The organism is Streptomyces sp. TP-A0356 (assembly GCF_001417775.1).
Taxonomy (GTDB): domain Bacteria; phylum Actinomycetota; class Actinomycetes; order Streptomycetales; family Streptomycetaceae; genus Streptomyces.
Map to the genome: position 1 here is coordinate 159676 of NZ_BBZJ01000015.1, position 14274 is coordinate 173949.

Annotated in this window: 8 protein-coding genes; 6 read left to right on the forward strand and 2 right to left on the reverse strand. The window is 70.7% G+C overall.

Annotated features, from left to right (window positions below):
- Positions 1 to 20 precede the first annotated feature (20 nt).
- Positions 21 to 1028: an ABC transporter permease gene (locus tag ASC56_RS09285; protein ID WP_234376918.1), complete on the forward strand. Its 1008-nt coding sequence runs from the start codon at positions 21 to 23 to the stop codon at positions 1026 to 1028.
- Positions 1029 to 1241: 213 nt separating this feature from the next.
- Here the strand turns inward: ASC56_RS09285 and ASC56_RS09290 are convergent, their stop codons facing one another.
- Together ASC56_RS09290 and ASC56_RS09295 are read right to left on the reverse strand one after the other, a co-directional pair.
- The gene (locus ASC56_RS09290) at positions 1242 to 2066 is read right to left on the reverse strand and encodes a PhzF family phenazine biosynthesis protein (protein WP_055490778.1); all 825 of its coding nucleotides are present in this window, start codon (positions 2064 to 2066) and stop codon (positions 1242 to 1244) included.
- Positions 2067 to 2374: 308 nt separating this feature from the next.
- Positions 2375 to 4765, reverse strand: a complete 2391-nt coding sequence (locus ASC56_RS09295) for an excinuclease ABC subunit UvrA (protein ID WP_055490779.1) — start codon at positions 4763 to 4765, stop codon at positions 2375 to 2377.
- A 720-nt stretch (positions 4766 to 5485) separates the two neighbouring features.
- Here ASC56_RS09295 and ASC56_RS09300 point away from each other — a divergent pair.
- From ASC56_RS09300 to nrfD, 5 genes are all read left to right on the forward strand, one after another.
- Complete coding sequence (locus tag ASC56_RS09300) at positions 5486 to 6961, forward strand: protein kinase (protein WP_159039619.1); 1476 nt, start codon at positions 5486 to 5488, stop codon at positions 6959 to 6961.
- Positions 6962 to 7250: 289 nt separating this feature from the next.
- The gene (locus ASC56_RS09305) at positions 7251 to 8534 is read left to right on the forward strand and encodes an AbrB family transcriptional regulator (RefSeq protein WP_063784944.1); all 1284 of its coding nucleotides are present in this window, start codon (positions 7251 to 7253) and stop codon (positions 8532 to 8534) included.
- Positions 8535 to 8829: 295 nt separating this feature from the next.
- Positions 8830 to 12120, forward strand: coding sequence for a formate dehydrogenase (gene fdh / locus ASC56_RS09315; protein WP_234376900.1), 3291 nt, complete (start codon positions 8830 to 8832; stop codon positions 12118 to 12120).
- Positions 12117 to 13136, forward strand: a complete 1020-nt coding sequence (locus tag ASC56_RS09320) for a 4Fe-4S dicluster domain-containing protein (RefSeq protein WP_055490783.1) — start codon at positions 12117 to 12119, stop codon at positions 13134 to 13136. Before fdh ends, ASC56_RS09320 begins: the two co-directional genes overlap by 4 nt.
- Positions 13133 to 14194, forward strand: a complete 1062-nt coding sequence (gene nrfD / locus ASC56_RS09325) for an NrfD/PsrC family molybdoenzyme membrane anchor subunit (RefSeq protein WP_055490784.1) — start codon at positions 13133 to 13135, stop codon at positions 14192 to 14194. Before ASC56_RS09320 ends, nrfD begins: the two co-directional genes overlap by 4 nt.
- The last annotated feature ends 80 nt before the right edge of the window (positions 14195 to 14274 follow it).

Here is a 14274-nt window from a genome sequence, read left to right on the forward strand (position 1 = left end):
TGGACACCGGGGAGGCCGCCATGCGGGCCGAGACCGCCTCTGTCACTGTCACCGACGACCCGCCGGGCGCGAGCCGCTCGGAGCGCCTGAGCGCGCTCGCCCAGCAGCACGGCGCCCTCGTCACCCTCGTGATCGCCATGGTGATCGCCTCGTTGAGCTTCGACACCTTCCTGACCGGTGACAACCTGGAGAACATGGCCCTGTCGTCGGCCTTCCTGGCCGTCGTGGCCCTCGGCATGACCTTCGTGATCGTCACCGGTGGGATCGACCTGTCGGTCGGCTCGCTGTTCGCCCTGGGTGGGGTCCTCGCCGCGTGGGGTTCGCAGTACGGCACCGCGGTGGCACTGATGCTGCCGGTGGCCGTGTGCGGGCTCGTCGGACTGGTCAACGGGCTGCTGATCGCCCGCTCGGGCCTGGCCCCGTTCATCGTCACCCTGGCCGCCATGCTCGGCGCGCGAGGCGTGCTGCTCGCGCTCACCGGCGAGGGGTCACGGACGTACCTCGTGGACAAGGGCTCGTTCTTCGCGAAACTCGGGCAGGGCTCGCTGCTCGGGATCGGCGTACCCGTGTGGATCACCGTCGTGCTGTTCGTGCTGGGCGCCGTGGTGCTCAGGCGCAGCCGCTTCGGCCAGTACGTGTACGCGGTCGGCGGCAACGAGGACGCCGCCGCCCTCATGGGCGCGCCCGTGGCCCGGACGAAGGTCGCTGTCTACACCCTGTCGGGACTGTGCGCGGGCCTCGCAGGCGCCCTGAACGCGGCATGGCTCGTCTCGGGCGTGACGATCCTCGGCTCCGGCATGGAACTGGAGGCGATCTCGGCGGTCGTCATCGGCGGCACACTGCTCACCGGCGGCTTCGGCTTCATCAGCGGCTCGCTCGTCGGTGTGGCACTGCTGAAGGTGATCCAGAACGTCATCAACCAGATCGGCTCGCTGGACTCCGCCTACCAACAGGTGGTCAGCGGCGCCTTCCTGGCGGTCGTGGTCGTCGCGCAGACCTGGCTCGGTCGCCGGCAGCGCGTGCTGTGAACCACGCCGGGGCGCCCGCCGGGGCGTCGCGCGCCCCAGCGTGGTCCCGAGAGGTGGTGGATCGGAAGTGATGCGTCCGCGCCGTCCTGAGGGAAGCTCAGCGAGCGGCCGCAGCCGACCGTGCGTACCCCACCGCCCACCACCGCGATGCCCTCGGCACGCGCCAAGGGCAGGGGCAGAGGCAGGGGCGAGGTCTGGTGGACGGGGCCGGGGTCAGGGTGTGGTGAGCAGTTCGCCGTCGATGACGGTGACCGCGGTGCCTTGCAGCAGAGTGCGGTCACCGCGCAGTTCGGTGCGTACCAGGCCACCGCGGGCCGACGCCTGGAAGCCGGTGAGCGTGCTGCCGCCGAGCCGGGCTGACCAGAAGGGTGCCAGCGCAGTGTGGGCGGCGCCGGTCACGGGATCCTCGTCGATGCCGATGCCGGGGAAGAAGCAGCGGGAGACGAAGTCGTATCCGGCTGTGGGGTCGTCAGGGCGCGCCGTGACGATCACCCCGCCCCGTGAGGGCAGCGCGGCCACCGCGGCCAGGTCGGGGGCGAGCGCGCGGACTGTCTTCTCGTCGGCCACCTCGACCAACAGTTCACCGATGTCCGGGCCGGTCTCGTGGACGGAGAGGACCTCGGCGCCGATCGCGGCGGCGATCTCGGCGGGCGGCGCAACGGCATGGAGCGGGGCGGTGGGGAAGTCCAGGGTAAGGGTGCCGTCCTCGGCGCCGCCCGCGCGGAGGATGCCACTTCGCGCGGTGAAGCGGATGGTTCCGGTGGCCGCGCCCGTGGTGTGCAGCACATGTGCGGTGGCCAGCGTGGCGTGGCCGCACATGTTCACCTCGGAGGTCGGAGTGAACCAGCGCAGCGCCCAGTCGGCATCGGGATGTCCGGCAACCGGGTGGGCGAACGCCGTCTCTGGAAGGCCGACCTCGGCGGCGACCTGCTGCAGCCATCGGTCCTCAGGGAAGCTGTCCATGTCCAGCAGCAGGACGCCCGCAGGGTTGCCGGCAAAGGGACGGTCTGTGAAGGCGTCGACGATTCTGATCCGCATGCACGGACCGTAGACATCGTGGACGACGGCCTGACAGGTCCAATTCGCCATGACTGGCCTGCCGATCGGCCCCGGAACCATCCGCAGACGCCGACGTCGCGGTGGGCGGTGCCGTAGCCACCCCGTCCGCAGGTCGTTCTCTCGCCCGTTCTGAACGCGTATGCGGCGGCCGGGCAGGATCCGGAGAGGTACCTGCGGGGCCGCCGCCGCGCCGCCCACGCCGAATGCCTCGGGCTGCGATCCGGCCGCGGGAACGCCGGCGCGACGGGTTGCCGAAGCGAACCGGGCAGTGGGGGAACGGGCCGCGATCAGGTACCGACGTAGGCCGCGAGGTGCTCGCCGGTGAGGGTGGAGCGGGCGGCGACGAGGTCGGCGGGTGTGCCCTCGAAGACGATCCGGCCGCCGTCGTGGCCGGCGCCGGGGCCGAGGTCGATGATCCAGTCGGCGTGCGCCATGACCGCCTGGTGGTGCTCGATGACGATGACCGACTTGCCGGAGTCGACGAGCCGGTCGAGCAGGCGCAGCAGTTGCTCGACGTCGGCGAGGTGGAGGCCGGTGGTCGGCTCGTCGAGGACGTAGACGCCGCCCTTCTCGGCCATGTGGGTGGCCAGCTTGAGCCGCTGTCGCTCGCCGCCGGACAGCGTGGTGAGCGGCTGGCCGAGGCTGAGGTAGCCGAGCCCGACGTCTGCGAGCCGGCCGAGTATGCGGTGCGCGGCCGGTGTGCGCGCCTCTCCGGCTCCGAAGAACTCCTCGGCCTCGGTCACCGACATCGCGAGCACCTCGCTGATGTCGCGGCCGCCGAGGTGGTACTCCAGCACCGATGCCTGGAACCGCTTCCCCTCGCACTCCTCGCAGGTGGTGGCGACGCCGGCCATCATCGCCAGGTCGGTGTAGATGACGCCGGCGCCGTTGCAATTGGCGCAGGCGCCCTCGGAGTTGGCGCTGAACAGCGCCGGCTTCACGCCGTTGGCCTTCGCGAACGCCTTGCGGATCGGGTCGAGCAGTCCTGTGTACGTCGCCGGGTTGCTGCGTCGCGAGCCGCGGATCGCACCCTGGTCGATCGACACCACACCCGCGCCGGCGGGGATCGAACCGTGCACGAGCGAACTCTTGCCGGAGCCGGCGACACCGGTGACGACGACAAGCACCCCGAGCGGGACGTCGACGTTGATGCCGCGCAGGTTGTTCGCCGTCGCGCCGCGGATCTCCAGCGTGCCGGCGGGCTTCCGCACCGTCTCCTTGACGGCGGCCCGGTCGTCGAGATGACGGCCGGTGGTGGTGCCGCTGGTCCGCAGCCCCTCGACGGTGCCCTCGAAGCAGACGGTGCCGCCCGCCGTCCCGGCGCCGGGGCCGAGGTCGACGACGTGGTCGGCGATCGCGATCACCTCTGGCTTGTGCTCCACGACGAGCACCGTGTTGCCCTTGTCCCGCAGCCGCAGCAGCAGGTTGTTCATCCGCTGGATGTCATGGGGGTGCAGGCCCGTGGTGGGCTCGTCGAAGACGTACGTGGTATCGGTGAGCGAGGAGCCGAGGTGGCGGATCATCTTGACGCGCTGCGCCTCGCCGCCCGACAGCGTGCCCGACGGCCGGTCGAGCGAGAGATAGCCCAGCCCGATCTCCACGAACGAGTCGAGGGTGTGCTGCAGCGTGGCGAGCAGGGGCGCCACCGACGGCTCGTCGAGGCCTCCGACCCACGCGGCGAGGTCGCTGATCTGCATCGCGCAGGCGTCGGCGATGCTGATCCCCTTGATCTTCGACGACCGGGCGGCCTCGCTGAGCCGGGTGCCGTGGCAGTCGGGGCAGGTGGTGAAGGTGACCGCCCGCTCCACGAAGGCGCGGACGTGCGGCTGCAGCGCGTCGATGTCCTTGGACAGGAACGACTTCTGCATCTTCGGGATCAAGCCCTCGTACGTCAGGTTGATGCCATCGACCTTGATCTTGGTCGGCTCCTTGTGGAGCAGGTCGTGGAGCTCCTTCTTGGTGTACTTGCTGATCGGCTTGTCCGGGTCGAAGAAGCCGCAGCCGCTGAAGATGCGGCCGTACCAGCCGTCCATGCTGTAGCCGGGGATCGTGAGCGCGCCCTCGTTGAGCGACTTGCTGTCGTCGTACAGCTGGGTCAGGTCGATGTCGGTGACCGAGCCCCGGCCCTCGCAGCGCGGACACATGCCGCCGGTGATGTTGAACTCGCGACGCTCCTTCACGGTCCGCCCGCCGCGCTCCAGGGTGACCGCCCCCGCTCCGCTGATCGAGGCGACATTGAAGGAGAACGCCTTGGGCGAGCCGATGTGCGGCTGCCCGAGCCGGCTGAAGAGGATGCGCAGCATCGCGTTGGCGTCGGTGGCGGTGCCGACCGTGGAGCGGGCGTCGGCACCCATCCGCTGCTGGTCGACGATGATCGCGGTCGTCAGCCCCTCGAGTACGTCGACCTCGGGCCGCGCCAGCGTCGGCATGAAGCCCTGCACGAAGGCGCTGTAGGTCTCGTTGATCAGCCGCTGCGACTCCGCGGCGATCGTGCCGAACACCAGAGAGCTCTTGCCCGAGCCGGAGACGCCGGTGAACACCGTCAGCCGGCGCTTGGGGATCTCGACGCTGACGTCCTTGAGGTTGTTCTCGCGCGCGCCGTGCACGCGGATCAAATCGTGGCTGTCGGCAACGTGCAGCGCAGGCGACTGCGTGTCCGTCCTCGTGGCCATGCTCATCGTGTCTCCATCTCTTGGGCGGGGCCGCCCGCGCGGTCTCCGTCGGCGTCCCCTGGCTCGATTTGACCAGCTTCGAGCGGTACGTCCGGTTCTCCTTCGTCGGCGCGGTCGCGGCAACGGTACGCTGTCCGGCTGATCGGCGGTGTCGGCCGGGGCGTGGCGACGCGCCATCGACCGGCCCGGCGCAGAGGCCAGAGGGTGGCGATCAGGACGCTGAGCGCGGGAGCGGGGGGCGGCCCTCAGCGGTCGGTGTCGTCCGTGCGCGTCGTGGCTGCGATCGGCGGACGGCTCAGCGCGGCTCGTCGATGCGGATCAGACTGCCCGCGGGATCGCAAAAGGCGCAGTAGCGAGCCCCGTACGGCTGCTCGGCCGGCTGCTGGCGGCATCGGCGCCGTCGGCCTCCAGACGCTCGAAGAAGGCCGGGGAATGCGTCCGGGTCGTCGTGCGGGAGGGAGCTCGTGTGAAGGGTGAGGTCCATGGCGGTCACGCTAGCCGCGGCCCGGTGACCCGCGCTTCTCGATTCCTGACCGGTCCGGTCACCAGTTTCGCCACGCCGTCTCTCGATCGAGACGGCTACGACATGGTTCCGCGCCCGTCCGGTTGCCCCACAGGGCCGACGACCACGCAGCCGCTCTGCGGCCCGGGCAGCAGTGGCGGCGACCGGTCCGTCGGGGTCGCGCCGTAAGCTTCGTCGGGGTTCTGATGCGCGGGGAGGCGTGAGTGGGGCGGGACATGGTCCTCGGTGACCGGTACGAGCTGGTCGAGAGACTCGGGCAGGGCGGCATGGGAACGGTCCATCGTGGGGTGGACCGGCGGCTGCGCCGCACCGTCGCGGTGAAGCTGCTCTCCTCGGCGTTGGCCCACGACCCGCAGTCACGAGCCCGCTTCCGGCGCGAGGCACACGCGGCCGCCGCGCTGAACCATCCGGCCGTGGCCACCATCCACGACGTCGGCGAGGAGCCGGACCCGGATGGCCCCCGCCCCTACCTGGTCATGGAGTACGTGCAGGGCACCACCCTCGCCGAGGCCCTGCGCGGCGGCCCCCTGCCCGTGGCCGACGCGATCAACGCGGCATGCTCCGTACTGGACGCGCTACGGCACAGCCACGAGCGCGGAATCGTGCACAGGGACATCAAGCCCTCGAACATCATGCTCGCCGGATCCGACACCGTGAAGGTCCTCGACTTCGGCATCGCCAAGGCGTTCACCGAGGCCGCCACCCGCATCACCGGCAGCGGTGCCGCGATAGGCACCCCCGCTTACCTCTCGCCCGAGCAGATCAGCGGGGTGGAGATCGACCACCGGGCCGATCTCTACGCGATGGGGTGTCTGCTGCACGAACTGCTGACCGGGCAGCCACCGTTCCGTGGCGAATCTCCGTTCGCCATCATGCATCAGCACTTGTTCGCCGAACCCGAACCGGTCTCCCGGCTCCGACCGCAGGTACCGCCGGCGGTGGAGGCCGTGATACTGCGCGCACTGCGCAAGGACCCGGCGGAGCGGTTCGCCGATGCGGGGCAGATGCGCGCGGCCCTCGCCGACGCCCTGACACAGAGCTCCATGCCGACGGCCCAGGCCGCCACGCCCTTCCTCCCGGCAACGCGATCCGGCGACCGAACCGAGCTCAAGGACAGGTTCCGGATCTCGCTGCGCCCCTCCGTCGACGGCGCCTTGGCCCTGCTCGGATGCCTGCTGTCGATGCTGTGCGCACGTGGCGAACTGGTGGCCACCGCTCACTTCGGATGGATCGCCGTCGCGGCCGGGCTGTTGGGCTTGGTGACGCTGCCGTGGTCGACGCGCCTGTCCTGCGCGGTGGGCTGGGGCCCGGTGGCCGAAGCCGTGGCGGTCAACTCCGAACTGCGGCGCGCCTACGACGGGTGGGACAGCTCGTACGTCGGCATCGCTGCCCTGCTGGCGCTGGTCGCCGTCTGCTGCCTCGTCGGCGCGGCACGCAGCCAGGAGCGCGGCGCCGGGGCACTGGTCGCCTTCTGGTTCAGTGCCACCGCATCCATCTGGTACATCCTCGACGACCTGCACAAGCTCTTCGTCTTCTATCTGCTCCTGTCGCTGGTGGCCATCGCCACCCTGTCGTGGGAGGCCGCCGCACTCGTACGGCGCTGGGCCAGTGCGCGGCGGGCGGCACCGGAAGGGCCGTCCATCGACGTGCCGTCCGGCCGCGCCCTTACCAGCCGTTGACCCGAAAGCCCAGGACCTGAAGCTCCACACGAGGCGGAGCCCCCCGAGGACCCTCACAGCGGGCGAGCATGTGGGGCGATGACGTGCGCCTCCGGAAGACATCGACGGCCGGCCGACGTGACGTCAGTCACCCCCCAGCGCGCATGACCTGGCACTTTGCACGGCCTTCGAGGCACGTTGCATCTCTTGTCATGTGCTGTAGCGCGCACGTAACCCGTCTGGCGAACCGTGGTTGTTGATCGAATCCCTGTCCGACTGTCCCACCTTGAGTGGTTAGAGAGGTTCCTTGATGAAGACCGGCTCCGTAGCGGCGCCCTTCTTCACCTTCGTCGACTCCACCCGCATCGCGAGCATCCTCCGGGCAGCTGCCTGGTGCGCGCTGGTGCTGTTGTGCACTGCCCTGGGTGATCTCGCCAGGTGGGCGGGCCTGCCGGCCGCACACCTTCTGGTCGCTCTCCTGACGGGTATCACGGTCGCCCTTGCCGGACTGGTGCGCCGGCCCTTCCCTCGTGGCGCCAACCGGGCCGCGCAGGCAACGGTCGGAGCGCTGATGGGCGGTTACCTGGACCCGGCCGCGGTACGCGAGGTCGCGGGGACCATCGTGCCGCTGGCGTTCATCACGCTCGCGACCATCGTGCTGTGTGTGGCCTCGGCTCGCTTGCTTCCCCGCATGACGGCGATGAGCAGGCCCGACGCCGTGCTGGGCATGGTGCCGGGTGGATCGGCGGCCATCATCTCCTGTGCGGAGGAGCTCGACGCCGACAGCCGCGTCGTGGCGTTCATGCAGTACCTGCGCGTCGGTCTGGTCGCGGCCTCGACCCCCGTAGTGGTGCTGGCTGTGGGCGCGCTGACGCACAGCGGTGTCCTGGCGGCCTCCGCGGACGGCCCGCTGCTGCCCGAACGGCTGCTGCTGGTGGCCGGGCCCCAGCAGATCACCGGTGTGGTGGTGCTCGCGGCGATGTGCGCCCTGGGCATCCAGGTCGGGCGGCGATTGAGGCTCCCGGCACCCGCGCTGATGGGCACGATGCTGATCACCGCCATAGGTGTCTTCAGCGGGGCGGCCGTCGGGTTTCAGCCCACCGGCGTCCTTCAGGACGTGGTCTTCACCATGATCGGCCTGGAGGTGGGCCTTCGCTTCACCCCCGACACGGTGCGCCACGTGGGTCGCGTGCTGCCGCACGTCGTCGCGGTGACCGCCGCGGTGTGCCTGGCCTGTGCCGCCCTGGCCGCGGCACTGGCCGTCGCCATCCACATCCCCTTCCTCGACGCCTACCTCGCGACCACGCCCGGCGGAATCAACGCTGTGCTGGCCACGGCGGCCGACGCTCACTCCCACCTGGCGCTGATCTCGACCACCCAGAGTCTGCGGTTGTTCCTGGTCGTCTTCCTCGCTCCTCCGTTGATCCGGTGGGCCGTCCCCGCACGGCAGGGCACCGGCCGACGGACACCGCAGAAACGGCAACCGGGCAACGTCGCCCGATCCTCCATAGTCGTCCGCACCCACCACCCCGACCGGAAACCCCGGTTCGAAGCCCGCGAGCTCGCCGTGTCCGAAGGGCCTTTCGCCCGGTAGGCCGACGGTCCCGGCCGCCTCACCGCTGATCGAAGGCCGCCCCCATACGTCAACCGGTTCGCGCCTCCACAGGGCCACTGGAACGCCGACGTGCCTGATGCACACTCAGGCACGTCGGCGGAGTTCGGAGCAGCAGTGGTCGACGCCCGCCCCCGCCGACCGGACGCGAGCCCGAGCTCACCCCGAGTACGCGGGTGCACCACCCCGACTTGCGGAGGGGCATCCCGGCGGTAGCGTCGGAGATGGCGTATGTCATCGCGCGAAGGAGCGTATGCCACCGCACGAAGGAGCACGCATGGGCCTGGAACGCTGGATCGGCGCCTGGCCGGTGTACCGGCAGATCACAGGAGCCGACCGGCTGGGGAGAGGCAAGGCCGCGGAGTCGCGGCGCTCGGCCGGTCTCGGTCCCCGGACGGACAGCGCGGACCGGGTGGTGGACTCGGTCTGCCCCTACTGCGCGGTGGGCTGCGCACAGCGCGTGTACGTCAAGGACGAGCAGGTCATCCAGATCGAGGGCAATCCCGACAGCCCCATCTCGCGCGGCCGCCTGTGCCCGAAGGGATCCGCCAGCAAGCAGCTCGTCACCGGCCCGCAACGCGAGCAGAAGGTGCGCTACCGACCGCCGTACGCCACCGAGTGGCAGGCCCTGGACCTGGAGACGGCCATGGACATGGTGGCCGACCGGGTGCTGGACGCGCGGCGCAAGGGCTGGCAGGACGTGGACGAGGACGGGAAGACCCTGCGCCGCACCATGGGCATCGCCAGTCTGGGCGGCGCCACCCTCGACAACGAGGAAAACTACCTGATCAAGAAGTTGTTCACCGCGCTGGGCGCGCTACAGATCGAGAACCAGGCACGTATTTGACACTCCGCCACGGTTCCCGGTCTGGGAGCTTCGTTCGGACGCGGCGGCGCCACCGACTACCAGCAGGACCTGGCCAACGCCGACTGCATCATCATCATGGGCTCGAACATGGCCGAGGCCCATCCCGTGGGGTTCCAGTGGGTCATGGAGGCCAAGGCGCGCAGCGCCCGGGTCATCCACATCGATCCCCGCTTCAGCCGCACCAGCGCGCTCGCCGACCAGCACATCACGCTGCGGGTGGGCACGGACATCGCCTTCCTGGGCGGGGTGATCAACTACATCCTGTCCAACGACCTCTACTTCAGGGAGTACGTGCAGACGTACACCAACGCCCCGTTCCTGCTGAGCGAGCGCTACCAGGACACCGAGGATCTGGACGGCCTGTTCAGCGGCTACGACCCGCACACCGCCTCGTACGACTCCTCCAGTTGGGCGTACGAGGGCATCGAGGCCGAGGAGCGGCCGGGCCACCGTCTGAAGGAGCAGGCCGCGGCCTACCAGCACGGTGCCGGCGGTCCGGTCGTCGACGGAGGCGCCGGCGAGATCGCGGCCGATCCGACGCTGAAGCATCCGCGTTGTGTGTTCCAGGTGGTCAAGCGGCACTTCGCCCGCTACACCCCGGAGATGGTCGAGCGGATCTGCGGGGTGCCCCGGGAGCGGTTCCTCGACGTGTGCCGGGCCTGGACGGAGAACTCGGGACGGGAGCGCACCGCGGCGCTGGTCTACAGCGTCGGCTGGACCCAGCACTCGGTCGGCGCCCAGTACATCCGGGCCGGTTCCATCATCCAGTTGCTGCTGGGCAACATCGGCCGTCCCGGCGGCGGGATCTACGCGCTGCGCGGGCACGCCAGCATTCAGGGCTCCACCGACATCCCGACCCTGTTCAACCTGCTGCCCGGCTATCTGCCGATGCCGGACACCACCCACGAGAACCTGACCGCCTACCTGGACGGAATCCGCCGCCCCCATCAGAAGGGGTTCTGGGGCAACGCCGACGCCTACATGGTCTCGTTGCTCAAGGAGTACTGGGGCGAGGCGGCTACGGCGCAGAACGACTACTGCTTCGACTACCTGCCCCGCGTCAACGGCGACCACGGCACCTACCGCACCGCCATGGACATGGTCGACGGGAAGGTCTTCGGCTACTTCCTGCTCGGCCAGAACCCCGCGGTCGGCTCCGCGCACGGCCGGCTGCAGCGTCTGGGCATGGCCAAGCTGGACTGGCTGGTCGTCCGCGACCTGACCATGATCGAGAGCGCCACGTTCTGGAAGGACGCCCCCGAGATCGAGACCGGCGAGATCGCCACCGAGCGGTGCCGCACCGAGGTGTTCTTCTTCCCCGCCGCCTCGCATGTGGAGAAGGCCGGCACCTTCACCCAGACCCAGCGCATGCTCCAGTGGCGGGACCAGGCCGTGGAACCCCGTGGTGACCAGCGGTCCGATCTGTGGTTCTTCTACCACCTCGGCAGGCGCCTCAAGGAGAAGCTGGCCGCCTCGACCGACGACCGCGACCGCCCCGTCCTCGACCTCGCCTGGGACTACCGCACCGAGGGCGACGAGCCGTCCGCCGCGGACGTGCTGCGCCACATCAACGGCATCGACCTGCGTACCGGGCGGACGGTCAGCGGCTACCCCGACCTCAAGGCCGACGGCAGCACGTCCTGCGGCTGCTGGATCTACAGCGGGGTGTACGCCGACGAGGTCAACCAGGCCCGGCGCCGCAAACCCCGGTTGGAACAAGGGCCGTACGAGGCCGAGTGGGGCTGGACCTGGCCGTTGAACCGGCGTGTGCTCTACAACCGCGCCTCGGCCGACCCGCAAGGGCGCCCCTGGAGCGAGCGCAAGGCCCTCGTCTGGTGGGACGAGGAACGCGGTGAGTGGACCGGACACGACATCCCGGACTTCGAGAAGGACAAGCCGCCTCACTACCGGCCGCCCGAGGGGGCATCGGGCCCGGAGGCGCTGAGCGGCGAGGACGCGTTCATCATGATGGCCGACGGGAAGGCATGGCTGTTCGCCCCGGCCGGGCTCGCGGACGGCCCGTTGCCCACCCACTACGAGCCGCAGGAGTCCCCTGTACGCAACCTCCTCTACGGCCAGCAGGCCAATCCGGCCCGGAAGGTGTACGGGCGCCGCGACAACCCCTCCAACCCGGCTCCGCCCGAGCCGCACAGCGACGTGTTCCCCTTCGTGTTCACGGCGTCGCGGCTCACCGAGCACCACACCGCCGGCGGCATGAGCCGCGGACTGCCGTACCTGTCGGAGCTGCAGCCGGAGCTGTTCGTCGAGGTGTCACCGGAACTGGCGGCCGAACGCGGGCTGCGCCACCTGGACTGGGCCCATGTGATCACCAGCCGGACGGCGGTGGAGGCCCGGGTGTTCGTCACCGACCGGCTGGCGCCACTCCGCGTCGAGGGCCGGACCCTCCACCAGGTCTGGATGCCCTACCACTGGGGACCCACGGGCCTCACCAGCGGTGACGTCGTCAACGACCTCATCGGCGTGGTGGCCGACCCGAACGTGCTGATCCAGGAGAGCAAGGTACTGACCTGCGACATCCGTCCAGGACGGCGGCCGAGAGGACCCGCCCTGCTGGAGTACGTCCAGGACTACCGCCGCCGGGCAGGGATCACACCGGAGACCGGTACTCGCCTCGTGACGGCGGGCGACGACCACAAGCCGGCCCACACCGAATCGAACCGGCCGGAGGATGCCTCATGACGGACGAGCACAGCCTGTACGGGCCCCTGGCGGACCCCGCCGCGGACGCAGGACATCCCTCCCCTCCGCCCCGGGTCGGCTTCTTCACCGACACCTCCGTGTGCATCGGCTGCAAGGCGTGCGAAGTGGCCTGCAAGGAGTGGAACAACATCCCGGACGACGGCCTCGACCTGCTGGGCATGTCGTTCGACAACACCGGCATGCTCGGCGCGAGTTCCTGGCGGCACGTCGCCTTCATCGAGCAGGAGCGCCCGTTGGGGCGGCAGGATGCGGGGCTGTCCGGCCTGCCCACCGGTCCTTCCGGCACCGAGGCCACGGCCGAGGTGGTGGCGGACGCGCTGCGCGACGCCCCCCGAGGCGGTGGCGAACTGGGCACCGAGCCGGTGGACCTGGGGTTCCCCACCTTCGGCCTGCCCGGCGCCGCCACCGGCGCGGAGAGCCGTACCGACTTCCGCTGGCTGATGTCGTCCGACGTGTGCAAACACTGCACCCACGCCGGATGCCTCGACGTGTGCCCCACCGGGGCGCTCTTCCGCACCGAGTTCGGCACCGTGGTGGTGCAGGAGGACATCTGCAACGGCTGCGGCTACTGCGTGTCCGGCTGCCCGTACGGGGTCATCGACCGGCGGCCCGACGACGGCCGGGCCTGGAAGTGCACGCTCTGCTACGACCGGCTGCGCGGCGGCCTGGAGCCGGCCTGCGCCAAGGCCTGCCCCACCGACTCCATCCAGTTCGGGCCGCTCGACGAGCTGCGGGAGCGGGCCGACCGGCGGCTGGAGCAGCTGCAGGAGGCGGGGGTGAGCGAGGCACGGCTGTACGGCCGGGACCCCGACGACGGAGTCGGCGGCGACGGCGCCTTCTTCCTCCTGCTCGACGAACCGGAGGTCTACGGGCTGCCGCCGGACCCGGTGGTGCCCACGCGTCACCTGCCGTCGATGTGGAAGTACGCCGGTGTGGCCGCCTCGGCGCTGCTGGCGGCCTCCGCCGCCGTCTTCGTCGAGGGAGGCCGCCGATGACCGAGGGCGACGGGACGCTTCGCGAGCCGCGCAGCGACACGGGTGCCGCCGACTTCCAGGCGCGCACGTTCGGCTCGGGCCGCGACCGCGACCGCGACGGACAGCACGAGCAGACGGTCGTGCCGAGCACGGAGTTCCGCTCCTACTACGGACGGCCGGTGCTGAAACCTCCGGTGTGGGAGTGGAAGGTACCGGCCTACCTGTTCACCGGCGGGCTGTCGGCCGGCGCGGCCCTGCTCTCCGCCGGTGCCGACCTGACCGGCCGCCCGGCCCTTCGCCGGGCCGGCCGCCTGGGCGGCTGCGGCGCCCTGCTGGCCAGCACCTACCTGCTGATCGCGGACCTCGGCCGCCCCGAACGCTTCCACCACATGCTGCGCGTGGCGAAGCCGAGTTCGCCGATGTCCGTCGGTACCTGGATCCTCGTCGCCTACGCACCCGGCAGCGGTCTGGCCGCCGTCGCCGAGCTGCTGCCCACCTCCCTGCGCGCCGGCCGGGCCGGCCGGCTGCTGCACCGGGCGGGCCGCCTGGGCGGGCTGTCCGCGGCCGCCTTCGCCCCCGGGCTCGCGTCCTACACGGCGGTGCTGCTCTCCCAGACGGCGGTGCCGGCCTGGCACGAGGCCCGCCGCGAACTGCCCTTCCTGTTCACCGGCTCGGCGGCCGCGAGCGGTGGCGGGCTCGGGATGCTGCTGGCGCCGGTGACAGAGGCGGGTCCCGCCCGGCGGCTCGCCGCGGTGGGCGCGACGGCGGAACTCGTCGCCGCCCGGCTGATCGAGCGCCGACCGGGTCTGGAGAGCAAGGCCTACACCAGGGGCCGAGCTCATCGCCTGCGCCGGGCCTCGGAATACCTCACCCTCGGCGGGGCGCTCGCCGCGGTCTCCGTCGCCCGACGCAGCCGCCCGGCCGCGGCCGCGGCGGGTCTGGCCCTGCTCGCGGGCAGCGCCCTGCAACGGTTCGGCACCTTCCACGCGGGCGTCGCGTCGACGAAGGATCCGGCCTATGTGGTGGTCCCGCAACGCGAACGCCTGGAGGCCCGTGGCGGCAAGCACATCACCCCGTGAGGTCCCCACCGGCAACCGCTCACGCATGAGCCGGCCCTCCCCTCTCCGCGGTGAGGTGGCCACAGCCGGCAGCTCGGCCG

Excerpts from the sequence above, each read along its gene's own strand:
- ASC56_RS09320 (WP_055490783.1), top strand. The coding sequence starts at position 12,117 with ATGACGGACGAGCACAGCCTGTACGGGCCCCTGGCGGACCCCGCCGCG.
- nrfD (WP_055490784.1), top strand. The coding sequence starts at position 13,133 with ATGACCGAGGGCGACGGGACGCTTCGCGAGCCGCGCAGCGACACGGGT.
- ASC56_RS09285 (WP_234376918.1), top strand. The coding sequence starts at position 21 with ATGCGGGCCGAGACCGCCTCTGTCACTGTCACCGACGACCCGCCGGGC.
- ASC56_RS09295 (WP_055490779.1), bottom strand. The coding sequence starts at position 4,765 with ATGAGCATGGCCACGAGGACGGACACGCAGTCGCCTGCGCTGCACGTT.
- ASC56_RS09290 (WP_055490778.1), bottom strand. The coding sequence starts at position 2,066 with ATGCGGATCAGAATCGTCGACGCCTTCACAGACCGTCCCTTTGCCGGC.
- ASC56_RS09305 (WP_063784944.1), top strand. The coding sequence starts at position 7,251 with ATGAAGACCGGCTCCGTAGCGGCGCCCTTCTTCACCTTCGTCGACTCC.